General features: G+C 74.5%; 19 protein-coding genes. 11 read left to right on the top strand and 8 right to left on the bottom strand.

The annotated features are described in order from the left end of the window. Positions 1-241 precede the first annotated feature (241 nt). On the top strand, positions 242-805 hold the full coding sequence (locus ABZ495_RS03485) for an RICIN domain-containing protein (RefSeq protein WP_359802337.1): 564 nt from the start codon (positions 242-244) through the stop codon (positions 803-805). Positions 806-1,034: 229 nt separating this feature from the next. On the opposite strand, the gene ABZ495_RS03490 is transcribed toward ABZ495_RS03485, so the two are convergent. Further along, positions 1,035-1,703, bottom strand: a complete 669-nt coding sequence (locus ABZ495_RS03490; protein ID WP_352290338.1) for a TetR/AcrR family transcriptional regulator — start codon at positions 1,701-1,703, stop codon at positions 1,035-1,037. Between the two features lie 298 nt (positions 1,704-2,001). Here ABZ495_RS03490 and ABZ495_RS03495 point away from each other — a divergent pair, with 298 nt between their 5' ends. Beyond that, positions 2,002-3,036, top strand: coding sequence for a medium chain dehydrogenase/reductase family protein (locus tag ABZ495_RS03495; RefSeq protein ID WP_359834249.1), 1,035 nt, complete (start codon positions 2,002-2,004; stop codon positions 3,034-3,036). A gap of 76 nt (positions 3,037-3,112) precedes the next feature. Beyond that, positions 3,113-3,640, top strand: a complete 528-nt coding sequence (locus ABZ495_RS03500) for an SRPBCC family protein (RefSeq protein ID WP_359834250.1) — start codon at positions 3,113-3,115, stop codon at positions 3,638-3,640. Positions 3,641-3,687: 47 nt separating this feature from the next. Here ABZ495_RS03500 and ABZ495_RS03505 read toward each other — a convergent pair whose 3' ends face one another. After that, positions 3,688-5,169 carry an MFS transporter gene (locus ABZ495_RS03505; protein WP_359834252.1) on the bottom strand — a complete coding sequence of 494 codons (1,482 nt, stop codon included), beginning with the start codon at positions 5,167-5,169 and terminating at the stop codon, positions 3,688-3,690. Positions 5,170-5,390: 221 nt separating this feature from the next. Here ABZ495_RS03505 and ABZ495_RS03510 point away from each other — a divergent pair, with 221 nt between their 5' ends. Both ABZ495_RS03510 and ABZ495_RS03515 read left to right on the top strand, forming a co-directional pair. Continuing rightward, positions 5,391-5,945: a MarR family transcriptional regulator gene (locus ABZ495_RS03510; protein WP_359834253.1), complete on the top strand. Its 555-nt coding sequence runs from the start codon at positions 5,391-5,393 to the stop codon at positions 5,943-5,945. A gap of 40 nt (positions 5,946-5,985) precedes the next feature. Beyond that, complete coding sequence (locus ABZ495_RS03515; protein WP_359802347.1) at positions 5,986-6,519, top strand: GNAT family N-acetyltransferase; 534 nt, start codon at positions 5,986-5,988, stop codon at positions 6,517-6,519. Here ABZ495_RS03515 and ABZ495_RS03520 read toward each other — a convergent pair. Next, complete coding sequence (locus tag ABZ495_RS03520; RefSeq protein WP_359802349.1) at positions 6,516-7,292, bottom strand: helix-turn-helix transcriptional regulator; 777 nt, start codon at positions 7,290-7,292, stop codon at positions 6,516-6,518. The two genes, ABZ495_RS03515 and ABZ495_RS03520, sit on opposite strands and share 4 nt — an antisense overlap. Before the next feature lie 55 nt (positions 7,293-7,347). On the opposite strand from ABZ495_RS03520, the gene ABZ495_RS03525 reads away from it, so the two are divergent. Next, positions 7,348-8,646: an MFS transporter gene (locus ABZ495_RS03525; protein WP_359834255.1), complete on the top strand. Its 1,299-nt coding sequence runs from the start codon at positions 7,348-7,350 to the stop codon at positions 8,644-8,646. 91 nt (positions 8,647-8,737) lie between these two features. On the opposite strand, the gene ABZ495_RS03530 is transcribed toward ABZ495_RS03525, so the two are convergent. Together ABZ495_RS03530 and ABZ495_RS03535 are read right to left on the bottom strand one after the other, a co-directional pair. Continuing rightward, a complete protein-coding gene (locus ABZ495_RS03530) occupies positions 8,738-9,247 on the bottom strand; it encodes a methylated-DNA--[protein]-cysteine S-methyltransferase (protein ID WP_359802352.1) in 510 nt (169 codons plus the stop codon). Continuing rightward, entirely contained in the window at positions 9,244-10,815 is a 1,572-nt protein-coding gene (locus ABZ495_RS03535; protein ID WP_359802354.1) for an AlkA N-terminal domain-containing protein, read from the bottom strand. Before ABZ495_RS03535 ends, ABZ495_RS03530 begins: the two co-directional genes overlap by 4 nt. Before the next feature lie 206 nt (positions 10,816-11,021). On the opposite strand from ABZ495_RS03535, the gene ABZ495_RS03540 reads away from it, so the two are divergent. Continuing rightward, positions 11,022-11,426 carry an ASCH domain-containing protein gene (locus ABZ495_RS03540; RefSeq protein WP_359802980.1) on the top strand — a complete coding sequence of 135 codons (405 nt, stop codon included), beginning with the start codon at positions 11,022-11,024 and terminating at the stop codon, positions 11,424-11,426. Between the two features lie 62 nt (positions 11,427-11,488). On the opposite strand, the gene ABZ495_RS03545 is transcribed toward ABZ495_RS03540, so the two are convergent. From ABZ495_RS03545 to ABZ495_RS03555, 3 genes are all read right to left on the bottom strand, one after another. Beyond that, complete coding sequence (locus ABZ495_RS03545) at positions 11,489-11,659, bottom strand: YdeI/OmpD-associated family protein (protein ID WP_359834388.1); 171 nt, start codon at positions 11,657-11,659, stop codon at positions 11,489-11,491. Positions 11,660-11,686: 27 nt separating this feature from the next. Further along, positions 11,687-12,745, bottom strand: coding sequence for a ribosome small subunit-dependent GTPase A (gene rsgA / locus ABZ495_RS03550; RefSeq protein ID WP_359802981.1), 1,059 nt, complete (start codon positions 12,743-12,745; stop codon positions 11,687-11,689). A 382-nt stretch (positions 12,746-13,127) separates the two neighbouring features. Further along, positions 13,128-14,414, bottom strand: coding sequence for a YihY/virulence factor BrkB family protein (locus tag ABZ495_RS03555; protein ID WP_359802359.1), 1,287 nt, complete (start codon positions 14,412-14,414; stop codon positions 13,128-13,130). A gap of 177 nt (positions 14,415-14,591) precedes the next feature. On the opposite strand from ABZ495_RS03555, the gene ABZ495_RS03560 reads away from it, so the two are divergent. The 4 genes from ABZ495_RS03560 to ABZ495_RS03575 all read left to right on the top strand — a co-directional run bounded on the left by ABZ495_RS03560 (position 14,592) and on the right by ABZ495_RS03575 (position 17,551). Further along, positions 14,592-14,675 carry a putative leader peptide gene (locus ABZ495_RS03560; protein ID WP_329492070.1) on the top strand — a complete coding sequence of 28 codons (84 nt, stop codon included), beginning with the start codon at positions 14,592-14,594 and terminating at the stop codon, positions 14,673-14,675. A gap of 198 nt (positions 14,676-14,873) precedes the next feature. Further along, the gene (locus tag ABZ495_RS03565; RefSeq protein WP_359802362.1) at positions 14,874-16,598 is read left to right on the top strand and encodes a nitrite/sulfite reductase; all 1,725 of its coding nucleotides are present in this window, start codon (positions 14,874-14,876) and stop codon (positions 16,596-16,598) included. 73 nt (positions 16,599-16,671) lie between these two features. Then, positions 16,672-16,869, top strand: coding sequence for a hypothetical protein (locus ABZ495_RS03570; protein WP_329487146.1), 198 nt, complete (start codon positions 16,672-16,674; stop codon positions 16,867-16,869). Continuing rightward, complete coding sequence (locus tag ABZ495_RS03575; RefSeq protein ID WP_359802364.1) at positions 16,850-17,551, top strand: phosphoadenylyl-sulfate reductase; 702 nt, start codon at positions 16,850-16,852, stop codon at positions 17,549-17,551. The genes ABZ495_RS03570 and ABZ495_RS03575 overlap by 20 nt, the downstream gene beginning before the upstream one ends.

Raw genomic sequence — 17,551 nt, forward strand, 5'->3', positions numbered from 1 at the left:
GAACACCACCGGAGCCCCGGCCGAAGGGCGCCGTCGGCCGGGGCTTGCGTCTGTCGCGCACCCACCGGTCCGCCGACGGCCGGCAAATCCACCGGAGCGACGCACAACCTTTTCGAACGACGCACGTCCAATCACATGACGCCTCCGGCCACCCGGCGCCCGATCCGCGCAACCGGCCGCCGGCCGGACCGGGGCGGTCCGTCCTGCCCGATCTCTGCACAGCTCCGTCCCAGGGGGACTCATGAACAGCATCAAGCGACACCTCGGCTCCGCCGCCGCAGCCCTTCTCCTCGGCGCGGCAGGCACGGCCGGCATCGCCGCACCCGCCTCGGCCACGACCGCCTACCGGCCCGTCAACAGCACGGGCGACGTCGAGATCCGGGCCACCTTCAGCGACAAGTGCCTGGAGGTGGCCGACTGGCGCACCGACGACGGCGCCCCCGTCCGCCAGTGGACGTGCACCGGCGGCGACAACCAGAAGTGGCGCTTCACCGACGGCTACGCCGTCAACGTGCACAGCGGCAAGTGCCTGGAGGTCCCCGGCTGGAGCACCGCCCCGGCCGCCCCGATCGGCCAGTGGACCTGCACCGGCGGCGACAACCAGCGCTGGGGGGCCGTCAACGTCGGCAACGGGGGCCTGGGCGTCAGCGACCGGAGCATGGCCGTCGTCAACTTCCACAGCGACCTCGTCCTGGACGTCAACGGCGGGGACTTCGCCGACGGCGCCCCGGTGATCCAGTGGTACTCGACCGGGGTGCGCAACCAGCGCCTGCTCCTCACCCCGCCCGCGACCGCCGCGCGCTGATCCTGAACGTCCGGGGTGGGGAGTCGGCGGACTTCCCACCCCGGACCCACCCCGCCCCTCCTGCCGCCCGGCTGCCACACACACCCTGCCGCCCTCCTCGTGCCCCGTCACCAGGAGGAAAGCCATGACCACCCGCCTCACCCCCGCCCGCCGACGTCTCGGCGCCGCCGCCGTCCTCGCCCGCCCCGGCCGTCGCTCCCATCGGACGGGGCCGCCCGGTGGGCGGGCGTCACGAGGTGAGGGAGGCCACCTCGGCGGCGTAGAGCAGCTCCGGGTCGAGGTCCATCCCGGTGAAGTGGCCCGCCAGTTCCAGCGAGAGCGTGCCGTGCAGGCGGGTCCAGAAGGCGAGCGCGCGGCGCAGCTCGGCCGGGCGGGCGCCGGGGTGTCCGGCGGCCCAGGGGCGGTGGTGCTCCAGGTGGGCGTCGAGCGCGGCGGCCGGCCCCGCCGGCTCAGGCCCCGGACCGGCGGCGACACAGGCGTCGAGCAGGGTCGACATGATCTCCGATGCGATCACGGTGGTGTCCTCGGGAGCGTGGTAGCCCGGGACCGGGGTGCCGTAGACGAGGAAGTAGCGGTGCGGGTCGGCCAGCGCCCAGCGGCGCAGGGTCCGGGTCAGCTCCAGCAGGTCCGCCGGGTGGGTGCCACCGGCGGAGCCGGTGGCCAGCAGGGCGTCGGCGAGGCTGCGGTAGGCGTCCCGGACGAGCTCCGTGATCAGCTCGTCGCGGTTGGCGAAGTACCGGTACAGCGCGGGTCCGCTCAGGCCCATCTGCTTGGCGATCGCGTTCAGTGAGAGCGCGGACGCGCCCACCCCGGCGATCTGCTCCCAGGCCCGTTCCTTGACCTCCGCGCGGACCTGCTGCCGGTACCGCTCGCGTGGGGTCGGCGCCTTGTCGGCCATGTCTGTCTCCTTCTTCCGCTCGCCCCGGGATCCGCCCGTCCCGGGATCGGTCCCTCCCTGGATCAATCCGTCCCGGGATCGGTCCGTCGCCGTACCCGGCCGCCCGCCCCCGTCCTGCCCGCTCGCCCGCCCCCGCCGCCCGCCGGGTACGGGGACCACAGCACGGGTTAGACGGTATCACTCACGGCAGAGGCGCTCACGATCGATGGATTCGCTCGCTTGACACGACCCTCGGCGGCATTCATTCTAGTTATAGCTTCTAACGGAAGCGAGAGCATCAAACACAGAGGAGATCACCATGGTTGCCACCGAGTACGTCGAGGTCGTCCTGCCGGGCAAGGTCGAGCCGGAAGGCCTGGAGGTTCGTTCGGGGCTGCCGCTCCCGGTGCCCGCCGCCGGTCAGGTGCTGGTCGGGGTGGAGGCCACCGGGGTCTCGTTCGCCGAGCAGCAGATGCGGCGCGGCCGCTACTACGACCAGCCGGCGTTCCCCTTCGTCCCCGGGTACGACCTGGTCGGTACGGTCCTGGCGGCCGGCCCCGGCGTCGGGCCCGAGCTGGTCGGCCGTCGGGTCGCCGCCATGACCAAGACCGGCGGCTGGGCGAGCCACGTCGCGCTGGACGCCGCGGACCTCGTCGAGGTGCCGGACGGCGTCGGCGCGGCGGCGGCCGAGACCGCGGTCGTCAACGGCCTGACCGCCTGGCAGATGCTGCACCGCAAGGCCCGGGTGCGGGCCGGTCAGACCGTCCTGGTCCACGGCGCCAACGGCGGGGTCGGCTCGGTGCTGGTCCAGCTGGCGCTCGGCGCCGGCGCCCGGGTGATCGGCACCGCCTCGGGCCGCCACCACGACGCCCTGCGGGCCCTCGGCGTCACGCCCGTGGACTACCGCCGCGAGGATGTCCCCGCCCGGGTCCGGGAGCTGGCCCCGGGCGGCGTGGACGCCGTGTTCGACCACGTCGGCGGCCCCGGCATCACCGACTCCTGGCGGCTGCTCGCCCCCGGCGGCACGCTCGTCTCCTACGGCAGCGCCGCCACCCGCGACGCCGAGGGCTCCAAGCAGCTGCCCGTGCTCGCGCTGCTCGGCCGGGTGTGGCTGTGGAACCTGCTGCCCAACGGGCGCCACGCCTACTTCTTCAACGTCTGGGCCGGCCGCGCGTTCGCCCCGAACCGGTTCCGGGCCCGCCTGCGCGCCGACCTCTCGCAGGTGTTCGCGGCCCTGCACCGGGGCGAGATCACGGCCCGGGTCGCCGCCGAACTGCCGCTGGCGCGCGCCGCCGAGGCGATGCGCCTGGCGGAGTCCGGCACCGTCGCCGGAAAGGTCGTCCTCGTCCCGTAGGCGCGGCCCCGCCCGATCGCCCCCCAGGCATCCCCCCTAGGCATCCCCCTCAGGCACCCCGACCAGGAGACCCACCATGTTCACCACCCTCGCCGCCAGGGCCGCCGCCCTGCCCGTCGCCGTCGTCACCGGGCTCTGCGGAGGCGGCGGGCAGCAGCCTGCCGTCCGGATCGACCCCCGGGCCCCGGTGATCACCCGCGACGACATCGTCATCCACGCGCCGCTGGAACGGATCTGGCGGATCCAGACGGACATCGGGGCCTGGCCGTCCTGGCAGCCCGACGTCACCCGCACCGAGTGGCTGACTCCCGGCCCGCTGCGCACCGGCTCGGTGTTCCGCTGGTCGGTGCACGGCCTGAGCGACATCACCTCCACCGTCCGGGAGGTGCGCCCGCCGCACCGGATCGTCTGGGGCGGCCCGGCCCAGGGGATCACCGCCGTGCACGTCTGGACCTTCACCCCGGTCCGGGACGGCGTGCGCGTCCACACCGAGGAGTCCTGGGCCGGGGCGCCGGTGGAGGCCGCCCGGCCGGAACTCCAGGCGGCGCTGGATGCCTCGCTGGACGCCTGGCTGCACCACCTCAAGGCCCAGGCCGAGGGGTGACGGGCCACCGGGGCCGGCGCCCCGGGCCCCCTCCGCGGCGCCACCGGTCAGGCCCCGCCCGGCTCCGGCCGCCCCGGCGTGCGCCCGGCCGGGCGGACCAGCGCCACCGCGAGGACGGCCACGGCGGCGAGCGCGAGCAGGACCGTCCGCCCGCCGGACGCCGCGCCCGCCAGATGGACACCGAGGACGGGCAGCGCGGTGCCGAGCGCCGTCCCCAGGCTGCGGGCCATGTTGACCATGCCGCCGCCGACCGCCGAGCACTGCGGCGGGACCGCCCGCATCACCAGCGCGTTGTTGGCTGGCAGCAGCAGCCCCAGCCCGTACCCGGCGACCAGCAGCGGGCCCGCCGCCGTCGCCGCCCCCACCGGCAGCAGCGCGAGCAGCAGCAGCCCGGCGCCCGCGACGGCGGCGCCCAACCGGCAGCGGTCGACGTCCGACCAGCCCCGCGGCAGCAGCGCGCCGCCGACGGTCGCGGCGAGCGCGAAGGCGGCCGGGAGCAGGGTGATCACCAGACCGGCCCGGACCACCGGGACGCCCGCCCCGGCGAGCAGCACCGGGCCGAGCACCAGCGGGCAGAACAGCAGCAGATAGCCGATCAGCGCGACGGCCAGCCCGGGCCGCACGCCCGGGGTGTTGACCAGCCCCGGCGCCAGGATCGGCCGGGCGGCCCGCCGCTCCTGGCGGACCAGGCCGAGGGTGAGCAGCGCCGAGGCGAGCAGCAGGGCCGCCGCGGCCCAGCCGGGCAGGGTCAGGCCGGAGGCGGTGGAGAGGGCGAGCAGCAGCGCGGTGGTGGCTCCGGTGAGCAGCAGCAACCCGGACAGGTCGAACCGGCCGCCCCCGGTAACGCCCCCGCCCACGCCCCCGTCGCCGTCGCCGTCGGCGACACCGGGGACCCACGCCCGGGCGCGGGTGCGGGGCAGCAGGAACCAGCCCGCCAGGATGCCGAACAGTCCGATCGGCACATTGATCCAGAACACCCAGCGCCAGGAGGCGTGTTCGACCAGCAGCCCGCCGAGGCTGGGCCCGAGCGCCAGGCCGAGGCCCTGGGCGGCCGCCTGGATGCCCAGCGCCCGGCGCATCGCGTGGCCGGGGACGCCGCGGGCCACCAGGGCGACGCTGTTGGCCTGCATCATCGCGCCGCCGACCGCCTGCACGGCCCGGCAGGCCACCAGAATCCAGAGGCCGCCGGCGAACCCCGCGCCGAGTGAGGCCAGTGCGAAGACGGCGAAGCCGCCGAGGTACATCGTCTTGCGCCCGACCAGGTCGGAGAGCCGGCCGACCGGGGCCAGCAGGGCCACCAGCACCAGCAGGTAGGCCAGCGCGACCCATTCCACCGCGGCGAAGTCGGCCCGGAAGTGCCCGCCGAGCGCGGGCAGCACCAGGGCGGTGATGCCGGCGGTGAGCTGGCCGAGGAACGCCCCTAGGCAGACGGTGCCGACGGCCAGCCAGTGGGCGTGCCGCCACCCGGCGATGCCGCGCGGCCGGGGGCGCTCGGCGAGCAGCCTGGCGGCGAGGGCGGTGGCGTTCATGCGGCGAAATATATCGGATACAGATATGTTCCTTCTACGAGCTGATCGGCCACCGATGGGTGTCGGCCCGGTGTCGAGACGGTACGCGACCGGCGGCCGCGGCCTCCGGCGGGCGGTCGGGGGTGGGCGGTCGGTGGGCGGCCTGGGGTCGGCGACCGACCCCTTCTCGGCGGGTGATCGGGCCGACGGCGCGGCCGCCACCAGGCGCTACGCTGTCCGCCATGCCGTCGTCACCCCCCGTTCCCGACCCCGCCGCCGCGCCTGCCGACACCCAGGCCGCCCCCGGGGTCCCGGCGGAGCTCCCCGCTCCGGCGATCGAACGCGCCCGGCGGCTGACCGACGTGGTCACCCGGCTGCGCCGCGCCCTGCGCAGCAGCATCCGCACCGAGTACCCGTGGGAGTCCCTGCCGATGGCGCAGGTCGAGCTCCTCCAGACACTCGCCGCCGCGCCGCTGCGGGTCGGCGAACTCGCCGCCCGCCAGCGGCTGGCCCCGAACACCGTCAGCGGCCTGGTCGGCAAGCTGCTGGAGGCCGGCTTCGTCGACCGCCAGGCCGATCCCGGCGACCGCCGCACCGCCCGGATCGCGCTCACCCCGGCGGGTCTGCGCCAGCTGGACGACTGGCGGCACGCCCACGAGCGCCGCATCGCCACCGCCCTCGCCACCCTGACCGCCCCCGACCGCGAGGCCGTCATGCAGGCGCTCCCCGCCCTCGACCGGCTCGCCCGCGCGCTGGCCGACCCGGGTGCGCCCGAGCAGCGGACCGGGCCCGAATAGTCGGGTGACGAGCGGGCCCGGCGGCGGCTACCGTCCGTGGGTGGAGAGCACTCGGGCGGACGCCGCACGGATACGGATCGAGCCCTGGACGGACGCCGATCTGGCGCTGCTCCGCCAGGTCAACACCCCGGAGATGAAACGGCACGTCGGCGGCCCGGAGACGGAGCGGCAACTCCTCCACCGGCACCGCCGCTACCTCGACTTCGTCCCCTCCGGCGTCGGCTGCATGTACCGCATCGTGCTGCTCCCCGGCGGCGAGCCGGTCGGCACCGTCGGCTACGGCACCCGGACGTGGCAGGGCGCGACCGTCCACGAGATGGGCTGGAACGTCCTGCCCGCCCACCAGGGCCGGGGCATCGCGGTGGCCGCCACCAGGGCCGCCGTCGCCGCGGCCCGCCGCGAGGCCCGCCACCCCCATCTGCACGCCTTCCCCGACGTGGCCAACCCCGCCTCGAACGCCGTCTGCCGCAAGGCCGGCTTCACCCTCCTCGGCGAGACCGCCTTCGAGTTCCCGCCCGGGCGCCCCATGCGCAGCAACGACTGGCGGGTGGACCTCCGCGCGGACCCCGCCTAGCCCCGCCCGCCGGGGAGTTGACGGGTGCGGTAACGGCCCGGGGTCTCGCCGACGAGAGCGGCGAAAGCCTCGATGAAGGTCGTCGGATTGGCCCAGCCGCAGGCGAGAGCGGTCTCGGTGACGGACTTCCCCGCGGCGAGCCGGGTGAGCGCGTGGTGGACGCGGAGCTGAGTGCGCCACTGGTGGAAACTCATCCGCAGCTCCTGCCCGAAGAGCCGGCTGAGCGTGCGCTCACTCGCCCCGACCCGCGTCCCGAGCTCGGCGAGCGTCTGCTGGTTGGCCGGGTCGGCGTAGAGGATGCCGGTCAGCGCCCGGAGCCGGTCGTCGGCCGGCTCGGGCAGGTGCAGCGGCTGCTCGGGCGCCAGGGCGAGCTCGTCGACGACGACGGCGTGCAGCCGGTCGACCGCCTCCGGCGCCCGCCCGCCGGCGGCAGCCTCCTCGGCCGTGAGGGCGAGCAGGGCTTCGCGGGCGAGCCCGGAGACGCTGAGCACGGCCGGGCGCGCGGGCAGCCGGGCGGCGAGCGCGTCGACCAGGAACAGGATCCGCATGTCCGCGTTGCCGTGCGCGGTGTGGTGGTGCTCGAAGGCCGCGGGAGTCCACGCCACCCGGGTCGGCGGGGCGATCCACGTGCCCCCGACGGTGGTCACGGACAGCACGCCGGTGGCCGGATAGACCAGGTGACCGCGGTCGTGGGCGTGGACGGGCAGCCGCTGCCCGTGCGCCAGGGCGATGCGGCCGCGTGCCGCGGGATCGAGATGGCGGGTTTCCCTCATAGCTTGGCATCCTATCGGTGGCCCGCCACGCCGGCTCCGCCCGAGAGTGGACGGCATGACCAGCCCAGTGACCCATCAGGCCCCAGTGACCCATCAGGCCCCGGCGGCCCACCCGTCGGCGTCCCGGCGGCCGTCCCTCCCCGGACCGGCCGGAGCACGCGCCGTACAAGCCGCTCTCGCGTTCAGCCTGGCCGCGCTGAACCTGCGCATCGCCGTCGCGTCCCTGTCCCCCGTCCTCGCGGAGGTCGAGCACGACGAACACCTCTCGTCCTTCGGCGCCGGAGCCCTCTCGACGGTGCCGGTCGTCTGCTTCGGGGCGTTCGCGTTCCTCGCGCCCCGGCTCACCCGCCGCTTCGGCCCCCACCACCTGCTCTGGTACGCGCTGCTCGCGCTGGCCGGCGGCATCGTGCTGCGCTCCGTCCCGGGAGTGCCCGCCCTGTTCGGCGGGACCCTGATCGCCGGGGTGGCGATCGCGGTCGGCAACGTCCTCATGCCGCAGCTCATCAAGCACGACTTCGCCGGCCGCGCCGGGCTGATGCTCGGCTGCTACTCCCTGGCCCTGTCCGGCGGAGCCGCGCTCGCCGCGGGCCTGGTCGTCCCGCTGGTGTCGGCCACCGGCTGGGGCTGGCGGCCGGTGCTCGCGCTGTGGGCGGTCCCCGCCCTCCTGGCCGCTCTCGCCTGGCTTCCCGAACTGCTCGCGCCGGACCGGCGTTCCGCGAACCGCCGGCGACCGGAGCCGGTGCAGCGGGGAGGAGCCGATACCGCCGCACGCGGGTCGCTGTGGCGCGACCGGACCGCCTGGGCGGTGACCCTGTACATGGGTCTGCAGTCCCTCGGCTACTACGCGATCCTCTCCTGGCTGCCGACGCTCCTGCGGGACCACGGCATGAGCGACAGCCAGGCCGGATGGATGCTCTCCTTCTCCAGCTTCCCCGGGATGGCCGCGTCCTTCGCGGCCCCCTGGCTGCAGCACCGCCTGCGCCCGGCCTTCATCCCGCCCCTGGCGGCGTCCCTGCTGTGCGCCACCGGCTTCGTCGGCCTGCTCACCTCCCCCGTGTCGGGCGCCTACCTCTGGATGACCGCGCTCGGGCTGGGCCAGGGCCTCGCCATCGGTCTCGCCCTCGGCTACATCGTCGCCCGCTCGCCCGACGCGCACCACACCGGCCGGCTCTCGACCATGGCCCAGGGGATCGGCTACCTCGTCGCCTGCCTGGGCCCGCTCGGTCTCGGCCTGCTGCACTCCGCGAGCGGGGGATGGTCGCTGCCGGTCGCCGCGCTGCTCGCCGTGCTCGTCGCCCAGACCGTCGCGGCCTTCGGCGCGAGCCGTGACCGCCACGTCCTGGCGTCCTCCTGACGGACCGGAGCGGTCCTCCTGAAAGACCGGAGCGGTCCTCCTGACGGACCGGGCCCGGCGGGGACCGCGCCGGGCACGGTCCCCGCCAGGCTCAGAACAGCGTGCCGCCCTCCAGCTCCAGCAGCCAGCGCTTGCGGTCCACCCCGGCGGCGAAGCCGGTGAGGGAGCCGCTGGCCCCGATCACGCGGTGGCAGGGCCGGACGATCAGCAGCGGGTTGGCCCCCACGGCGCCGCCCACCGCGCGGACGGCGTTCGGCGAGGCACCGGCCAGCTCGGCGAGCCGGCCGTAGGTGACCGTCTCGCCGTACGGGATGCCGTCCAGCGCCGCCCAGACGCTCCGGCGGAAGTCGGTCCCGACCGGGGCCAGCGGGAGGTCGAAGGCGGTGCGCTCACCGGCGAAGTAGGCGGTGAGCTGGGCGACCGGCTCGACCAGCGCGTCCGGGTCGTGGACCCAGTGGTCGGCGGGCTCGGCCAGCGCGTACTTCTGGCCGGGGACGGTGACGGTGGACAGCGCGGCCGGTCCGCCGTCCGTCGGCAGGACGCCGCTGAGCAGCAGCCGGCCGAACGGGCTCTCCATGAAGGTGAAGACGGTGGTGCTCATGCTCGGGTGTTCTCCGTTCCAGTGCTGAGGTCACTCGCGGCGCCCGCCCAGAGGCGGTGGACGGCGTAGGAGCGCCAGGGGGCCCAGGCCTCGGCGGCGCGGTCGGCGGATCTCGGGTCGCCGGGGGCGCCGAGCCGGACGAGGCCGTGGCGCACGCCGACGTCGCTCGGCAGGAAGACGTCCGGGTCGGCGAGGGCCCGCATCCGCAGGTAGCCGACGGTCCAGGGGCCGATGCCGGGGAGGGCGAGCAGCTGCGCCGCCGCCTCCTCCCGGTCGACGCCGCCGTCCAGCCGGACGACGCCCTCGGCCAGCGCCGCGCAGAGACCGGTGAGCGCCCGGCGGCGGGCCGCCGGCATCGCGAAGTCCTCGGGGTCGGCCACCGCCAGGGCGGCGGCGGTCGGGAAGAGCAGCCGCAGCCCGCCGTTCGGCTCAGGAAGGACGGCGCCGTACTTCTCGGCGAGCCGCCCGGCCAGGGTGCGGGCCGCGCCGACGGTGATCTGCTGGCCGAGGACGGCGCGGACCGCCAGCTCGTGCGGGTCGACGTGACCGGGCGAACGCAGCCCGGGGCGGGCGCGGACCAGCGCGCCGAGCACCGGGTCGGTGCCGAGCCGGCCGTCCACCGCGTCCGGGTCGGCGTCCAGGTCGAACAGGATCCGCAGCCGCTGGACGGCGGTCGGCAGGTCCCGCAGGTCGGTCAGGAAGAGGCGGCAGTCCAGCCAGCCGCGGGTCCGGGGTTCGTCGGCCGCCAGCCCGTCCACCTCGGCGATGCCGTGGCCGTACGGAAGCGTGAGGGTGCGGCGGTAGGTGCGCAGGCCCGGGCGCGTGCCGGTGACCACCTCCTCCACCCCGGGCACGGCGCGCAGGGCCAGGAAGCCGATCAGGTGGTCGCTGTCCAGCGCGCCCCGGTAGGCCAGCCGCAGGGTGAGCCCGCCGGCCGGGGTCGCGGTGCGCCGCCCCGCCGTGACCTCGGCGCGCAGCCCGCTGGGGGTGCGGTCGTAGACCTCGCGGACGGTGTCGTTGAACTGCCGGACGGAGGCGAACCCGGCCGCGAAGGCGATCTCGGTGACCGGCAGCTCGGTGGTCTGCAGCAGCAGCCGGGCGGTCTGGGCGCGGCGGGCCCTGGCCAGCGCGATCGGCCCGGCGCCGAGTTCGGCGGTGAGCTGGCGCTGGAGCTGGCGGGAGCTGTAGCCGAGGCGGTGGGCCAGACCGGCGACGCCCTCGCGGTCCACGATGCCGTCGCCGATCAGCCGCATCGCCCGGCCGACCAGGTCGGCGCGGTGGTTCCACTCGGGCGAGCCGGGCACCGCGTCGGGGCGGCAGCGCCGGCAGGCGCGGAAGCCCGCGCCCTGGGCGGCGGCGGCGCTGGGGTAGAAGGTGCAGTTGACGCGCTTGGGGGTCACGGCGGGGCAGCTCGGCCGGCAGTAGATGCCGGTCGAGGTGACGGCCGTGAAGAAGACGCCGTCGAAGCGGGAGTCCCTGCTGTCCACGGCTCGGTACCGGATGTCGTCGTCAATCACGCTGTCCAGTCTGCGGCACTCGGCGGGGTGGGACTGGCGGGAATCGGACATGGGCGTGCGGGTCCGCCGAAGCGGCTTCCGACCGCTCGCCCGCGCCGGGAAAACCACGAGCCGTGCGGCCGGGCCCGCGGCTACCCTGGCCGGGCCGGGCACCCGATCCGCCCGACCGACTGACCCATTCTCCCCGCGACTAGGAGCCTCCCGTGACCGAGCAGCCGTACACCGGCCCGGACGATCCCCGGGTCACCGCGCTACGGGTGGAGCAGTTCGCCTTCCCCGGGCCGCTGCGCGACCGGCTGGTCGCGGCCGTCGTCAGCGGCGCCAAGACCAGCACCACCGGCCTGCTCGCCGAGTACGAGCACGAGGACGAACCGCTGCCGAGGGTGGGCGTCCGCTCGGCGGTGATCGACTCGGACGGCCGGGCGGTGGCGGTGACCGAGACCACGGACGTCCGGGTCGTCCCGCTCGCGGAGGTCGACCTGCGGCACGCCGTGGACGAGGGCGAGGGCTTCACCACGGTGGCCGCGTGGCGCGCGGGCCACGAGGACTTCTGGCACAGCGAGGAGCTGCGGGCGGCGCTGGGCGATCCCGGCTTCACCGTCGACGACTCCACTCCCGTCGTGCTGGAGCGGTTCCGCGTGGTGGCCGACCTCCTGCGCTGACGGAGCTCCGACCGGCCGCCGACGCCGCCCGCTCGGCGTCGCGCCGCACCGGCCGCCGACCGCTACGCCGCCGGGCCGCCGTCGCCCGTCAGCCGCTGCAGCGCCCGGTCGAGCCGGTCCCGCCGGGCCAGCGGGGTGAGCGCCTGGAGCAGCGGGAGGACGAGCCGGTAGCGCGCCGTCCGGTCGAGTGCCTCGAACGCCCGCCGGGCCCGCGGGGCGACGGGCCGCCGCAGCGCACCCGCCGCCCCGCCGGTCCGCCGTCACCGCTTGACGACGCCCCGGGCGCGCACCGACTTGGTGATGGTCTTCCACTTCTTCAGCCGGGCCGAGGCCAGCCGGGCGTCCGAACGGGAGGCGATCCACTCGCTCTCGCGCTGGAGCTTGAGGTAGCTGTCCATCCGCCGCTGCGGGAGCGTGCCGTCCTCCAGCGCGGCCCGCACCGCGCAGCCGGGCTCGGTGTGGTGGCCGCAGTCATGGAAGCGGCAGCCCTCGGCCAGCTCCTCGATGTCGGAGAAGGCCATCGCCACGCCCTCGCCGCCGTAGAGGCCGACCTCGCGCAGGCCGGGCGTGTCGATCAGCACCCCGCCGCCGGGCAGCGGGATCAGCTCACGGGTGGTCGTGGTGTGACGGCCCTTCTGGTCGACCGCCCGGGCCTGCTGAACGGTCATCACCTCGGCACCGGCCAGCACGTTGGTGAGCGTGGACTTGCCGACGCCGGACTGGCCGATCACGGCGGTGGTGCCGGGCGTGCAGGCGCGCAGCACGTCCACCCCCTCGCCGGTCTCGGCGCTGACCACCAGCACCGTGACGCCGGGGGCGATGGCCTCGACGTCGGCCCGGATGAAGTCGGCGTCGTCCACCAGGTCGGCCTTGGTGAGGACGACCACCGGATCGGCGCCGGACTCCCAGGCCAGGGCCAGGAAGCGCTCGATCCGGCCCAGGTCGGGCTCGGCGGCGAGCGAGGCGGCGATCAGGACGGTGTCGACGTTGGCCGCCAGCACCTGGCCGTCCGAACGCTTGCCGGCCACCTTGCGGATGATCGCGGTGGAGCGCGGCAGCAGCGCCGCGACGGCCGGCATGGGCTGGGCCGCGAGGTCCACGGCCGCCCAGTCGCCGGTGCAGGGGCAGTTGATCATGTCGACGTCGCCGACCGACCGGGTGTCGGCCCGGACGGTGCGCGGCTCGCCGGTCGATGGGTCGGCCAGGACGACGTCGCACTGGCCGCGGTCCACCCGGACGATCCGGGCGGGCGTCAGCCCGGCCTCGGCGAGCGGGGCGAAGAGCTCCTCGGACTCGGCCGTCCAGCCGTAGTCGGCCAGCGGGAAGTCACAGGAGTCGGAATCGGAGGAGAGGAGGGACGAAACGGAGGCAGCGTTGAACAACGCAGTGGGCCCTTCGGGAGGAAAGTGATCCCGCCGGGCTACGGCTGCGCGCGCGAAGGCGGCGTCAGCCGACGGCCGGGAGGGAGAGGTGGTGGGTGCGAGCGCTGCCCAGGGCAGCCGTGACGGCAAAGACGGTCACAAGGCTCACCTCGCTTCTCTTCTCCGTGGACCGGTACAGCGGTCCCCTCAAACCGAACTGGTCACACCGTAGCGGCCGTCTCCGGCGCTGCCAACCGGTTTTTCACCTGCGCCGATCCGGTCGCCGACGACCCGGTCGCCGACGGCCGGCGCCGCGCCGACCGCCCGGCGCCGCGGCGCGTCAGCGCTGTTCCCACGGCGGCCGCGGCGGGTGGCTGGGCAGCGTGCGCTCGGGCGGCGGCGCGGTCGGCCGGTCGCTGTCCGGCGGGGGCGGGGTCGGCCGGTGGTGCGGACCGCTCCGGCTGGTGAGCCGGGCCCGGACGTTGTCGGCGGCGAGCACGTCGGCCCAGCGCTCGGGGTACTCGGAGGGCACGTCGACGTCATCCCCCTCCTCGGCGTACTCCTCCTCGGCCCCCTCGGCGAGGCCGAGCTCGCGCGCCCGCCGGGCGCGCTCGGCGGCGCGCCGGGCGGCCACCTCGCGGACCACGGCGGCGGCGGCCTCCTCCTGCGCGCGCTCGTTCTCGGCGCGGGCGTCGGCGGTCTCCAGGGTCGGCCAGCGGCGGTCTATGGCGGCGTTCATCGCGGCGCCGATCAGCACCGCGAGCGCGACCACGAAGATCCAGAGCAGCACGGCCACCGGCGCGGCCAGCGAGCCGTACACCGAGGGGCCCTCGACCGAGCTGACCAGGTACAGCCGCAGTCCGACGCTGCAGAAGACCAGCACCACCAGCGCGACCAGCGCGCCCGGGATGTCCTCCCGCCAGGGCGTCGAGACGGGTACGGCCAGGTGGTACAGGGTGGTCAGGAAGACGATCAGCAACAGGATCGCGACCGGCCAGTAGAGCGCGTTGACCACGGTCGCGAGGTCCTGGACGGTGTTCTGGACCAGCCCGGGCCCGACCAGCAGCAGCGGCAGGACCAGGGAGCCGATCACCAGGGCGCCGAGGTAGAGGCCGAGCGACATCAGCCGGGTCTTGACGATGCCGCGCTTCCCGTCGAGCCCGTACATCACGGTGATGGTGTCGATGAAGATGTACAGCGCCCGGGACCCGGACCAGAGCGAGAGCAGGAAGCCGATCGAGACCAGGTCCGGGCGGGTGTGCTTGAAGACCTCGTCCAGCAGCGGGATCACCACGTCCTGGATGGACGAGTCCGAGAGGACCGTCCCGGAGGCCTTGAGGATGTCCTGCTTCAGCTTGTCGATCGTGCCCGCGCCGAGGAGGTCGTCCAGGTAGCCGAGGGTGCCGGCCAGGCAGAGCAGCAGCGGCGGGATGGACAGCAGGGTGAAGAACGCCGCCTCCGCCGCGAGCCCGGTGACCCGGTACTCGACGCAGGTGTTGGTGGTGTCCCTGACCAGCGCCCAGGCCGTCGTGCGCCAGGTGGCCTTGGCCGCCCGTCGGGAGCCCTTGCCCCGACGACGGGAGGGCCGCTCCGGGTTCGGTCTCGTCGTTTCGCCTGCTGCTTGCACAGGGCTAACGGTATCGGGCCGGGGCAGGTCCGTTGATCTCCCGTGTCGCGGGCCGTTCGACGGGGGTCCGATCCGGGGAGCGGCGGGAACGTCTCGGCATCTCGGTATGCGAAACCTTTGCGTCCATCATTCGGACGTTAGTGGACCTCGCGTCGTGCTCCGTGCGAATCTCTTGCCATGCCTAGCGCCGGAACCACCCTAGTAGGTCGACTCCACGTCGATCTCCTTCGCGTGTCCAGCGCCATCTGTCCGGTGATCTGAGCCCCACCCCGCCGCCACCCACCGCACCCGGCGCCACCACCCCGCCATCCCCGCCGACGCGGATGCGCAGGCGCCCGCCCGGCCACGGTCACTGCTCTCCCGGCCTTGAGAAACCCGCAGGTCACAGCAGCAGCGCCCGGCCGAGCACGCCCAGCGACCGATCCGGCGTCAGAGCCACCTGCCCCGAAGGACTTCACCATGGCCACCACCCCCGAGACCGCCGAGCCGACGGCCGATCGCGCCGAGGCACGCCGCCCCGCCGCGCCTCGCAAGGTGACCCGCCACCGCGGTGAGGGCCAGTGGGGCATGGGCCACTTCACTCCTCTGAACGCCAACGAGCAGTTCAAGAAGGACGACGACGGTCTCAATGTGCGGACACGTATTGAGACGATCTACTCGCAGCGCGGCTTCGACTCGATCGACCCCGCCGACCTGCGCGGCCGGATGCGCTGGTGGGGCCTCTACACCCAGCGCAAGGAAGGCATCGACGGCGGCAAGACCGCGATCCTGGACCCGCACGAGCTGGACGCCGAGTACTTCATGCTCCGCGTCCGCATCGACGGCGGCCGGCTGACCGTCGCCCAGCTCAAGGCGATCGCCGAGGTCTCCGAGCTCTACGGCCGGAACACCGCCGACCTGACCGACCGGCAGAACGTCCAGTACCACTGGATCCGGATCGAGGACGTCCCCGCGATCTGGCAGAAGCTGGAGGCCGTCGGCCTGTCCACCACCGAGGCCTGCGGCGACACCCCGCGCGTCATCCTCGGCTCCCCGGTGGCCGGCATCGCCGAGGACGAGATCATCGACGGCACCTCCGCCATCGAGGAGATCCAGCGCCGCTTCATCGGCAACAAGGACTTCTCCAACCTGCCGCGCAAGTTCAAGTCCGCCGTCTCCGGCTCCCCGCTGCTGGACGTCGCGCACGAGATCAACGACGTCGCCTTCGTCGGCGTCGAGCACCCCGAACACGGCCCCGGCTTCGACCTCTGGGTCGGCGGCGGCCTCTCCACCAACCCCAAGCTCGGCGTCCGCCTGGGCGCCTGGGTCCCGCTCGACGAGGTCGCGGACGTCTACGGCGGCGTCATCGGCATCTTCCGCGACTACGGCTACCGCCGGCTGCGCAACCGCGCCCGGCTGAAGTTCCTGGTCGCCGACTGGGGCGTGCAGAAGTTCCGCCAGGTCCTGGAGGACGAGTACCTCAAGTACCAGCTGGTGGACGGCCCCGCACCGAAGGAGCCCGCCGGCCGCTGGCGCGACCACGTCGGCGTGCACCGGCAGAAGGACGGCAACTACTACGTCGGCTTCGCGCCGCGGGTCGGCCGGGTCGACGGCGCCCTGCTCGGGCGGATCGCCGACCTCGCCGCCGCCCACGGCAGCGACCGGCTGCGCACCACCGCCGAGCAGAAGATGCTCGTCCTCGACATCGCCGAGGACCGGGTCGAGTCGCTGGTGGCCGGCCTGGAGGCGCTGGACCTGCGGGTCACCCCCTCGCCCTTCCGCCGCGGCACCATGGCCTGCACCGGCATCGAGTACTGCAAGCTCGCCATCGTCGAGACCAAGGAGCGCGGCCGCACGCTCATCGACGAGCTGGAGAAGCGCCTGCCGGACTTCGAGGAGCCGCTGACCATCAACATCAACGGCTGCCCGAACGCCTGCGCCCGCATCCAGGTCGCGGACATCGGCCTCAAGGGCCAGCTGGTGACCGACACCGACGGCCGGCAGGTCGAGGGCTACCAGGTGCACCTGGGCGGCGCGCTCGGCCTGGAGGCCGGCTTCGGCCGCAAGGTCCGCGGCCTCAAGGTCACCAAGGACGGCCTGCCGGACTACGTCGAGCGGGTGCTGACGCGCTACCAGGCCGACCGCGCCGAAGGCGAGCGCTTCGCCCAGTGGGCCGCCCGCGCCAGCGAGGAGCAGCTGTCATGAGTGAGCGCAGCGAGCGAATCATGGGGCAGGGGCGTGTCTCGCGAAGCGGACGCCGAGCGCAGCGAGGTGGGCAATGAGTGAGCGGGCGGCACCGTTCTTCTGCCCGTACTGCGGCGACGAGGACCTGCGCCCCTCCGAGGCCGGGCACGGCGCCTGGGAGTGCCACGGCTGCCGCCGGGCCTTCCAGTTGAAGTTCCTCGGCCTGCTCTCGGCACCCGACAGGACCACGGCGACCGACGGGGGTACGTCACATGACCGGCACGACGACTGACTACGAGGCGATCGCGACCGCCGCCGGCCGCGAGCTGGAGGAGGCGACCCCCCAGGAGATCCTGGCCTGGGCCGCCGACACCTTCGGCGCGCGGTTCTGCGTCACCTCCTCGATGGAGGACGCGGTCGTCGCCCACCTCGCCTCCTCGGTCCTCCCCGGCGTGGACGTGGTCTTCCTGGACACCGGCTACCACTTCCCCGAGACCATCGGGACCAGGGACGCGGTGGCCGCGGTGATGCCGGTCAACCTCATCACCCTCAAGCCGCTGCAGACGGTCGCCGAGCAGGACGCCCAGTACGGGCCCGCCCTGCACGACCGCGACCCGGACCTCTGCTGCTCGCTGCGCAAGGTCGAGCCGCTGAACCGCGGCCTCGGCGGCTACGACGCCTGGGCCACCGGGCTGCGCCGCGACGAGTCGCCCACCCGGGCCGGCACCCCGGTGGTCGCCTGGGACGCCAAGCGCCGCAAGGTCAAGATCGCCCCGATCGCCCGCTGGACGCAGGAGGACGTGGACGCCTACGTCAACGCCAACGGCGTCCTGCTCAACCCGCTGCTGTGGGAGGGCTACACGTCGGTCGGCTGCTCGCCGCTGTCGTGCACCCGCAAGCCCGAGGAGGGCGAGGACGCCAGGGCCGGCCGCTGGTCCGGCTCCGGCAAGACCGAGTGCGGCATCCACCTCTGA

Source organism: Kitasatospora sp. NPDC005748, assembly GCF_040630735.1.
Classification (GTDB): Bacteria; Actinomycetota; Actinomycetes; order Streptomycetales; family Streptomycetaceae; genus Kitasatospora.

What these genes read in the sequence shown, in the direction of transcription:
- ABZ495_RS03485 (WP_359802337.1), top strand. Translation starts at nt 242, where the DNA reads ATGAACAGCATCAAGCGACACCTCGGCTCCGCCGCCGCAGCCCTTCTC.
- ABZ495_RS03490 (WP_352290338.1), bottom strand. Translation starts at nt 1,703, where the DNA reads ATGGCCGACAAGGCGCCGACCCCACGCGAGCGGTACCGGCAGCAGGTC.
- ABZ495_RS03495 (WP_359834249.1), top strand. Translation starts at nt 2,002, where the DNA reads ATGGTTGCCACCGAGTACGTCGAGGTCGTCCTGCCGGGCAAGGTCGAG.
- ABZ495_RS03500 (WP_359834250.1), top strand. Translation starts at nt 3,113, where the DNA reads ATGTTCACCACCCTCGCCGCCAGGGCCGCCGCCCTGCCCGTCGCCGTC.
- ABZ495_RS03505 (WP_359834252.1), bottom strand. Translation starts at nt 5,169, where the DNA reads ATGAACGCCACCGCCCTCGCCGCCAGGCTGCTCGCCGAGCGCCCCCGG.
- ABZ495_RS03510 (WP_359834253.1), top strand. Translation starts at nt 5,391, where the DNA reads ATGCCGTCGTCACCCCCCGTTCCCGACCCCGCCGCCGCGCCTGCCGAC.
- ABZ495_RS03520 (WP_359802349.1), bottom strand. Translation starts at nt 7,292, where the DNA reads ATGAGGGAAACCCGCCATCTCGATCCCGCGGCACGCGGCCGCATCGCC.
- ABZ495_RS03525 (WP_359834255.1), top strand. Translation starts at nt 7,348, where the DNA reads ATGACCAGCCCAGTGACCCATCAGGCCCCAGTGACCCATCAGGCCCCG.
- ABZ495_RS03530 (WP_359802352.1), bottom strand. Translation starts at nt 9,247, where the DNA reads ATGAGCACCACCGTCTTCACCTTCATGGAGAGCCCGTTCGGCCGGCTG.
- ABZ495_RS03535 (WP_359802354.1), bottom strand. Translation starts at nt 10,815, where the DNA reads ATGTCCGATTCCCGCCAGTCCCACCCCGCCGAGTGCCGCAGACTGGAC.
- ABZ495_RS03560 (WP_329492070.1), top strand. Translation starts at nt 14,592, where the DNA reads ATGCCTAGCGCCGGAACCACCCTAGTAGGTCGACTCCACGTCGATCTC.
- ABZ495_RS03565 (WP_359802362.1), top strand. Translation starts at nt 14,874, where the DNA reads ATGGCCACCACCCCCGAGACCGCCGAGCCGACGGCCGATCGCGCCGAG.
- ABZ495_RS03570 (WP_329487146.1), top strand. Translation starts at nt 16,672, where the DNA reads ATGAGTGAGCGGGCGGCACCGTTCTTCTGCCCGTACTGCGGCGACGAG.
- ABZ495_RS03575 (WP_359802364.1), top strand. Translation starts at nt 16,850, where the DNA reads ATGACCGGCACGACGACTGACTACGAGGCGATCGCGACCGCCGCCGGC.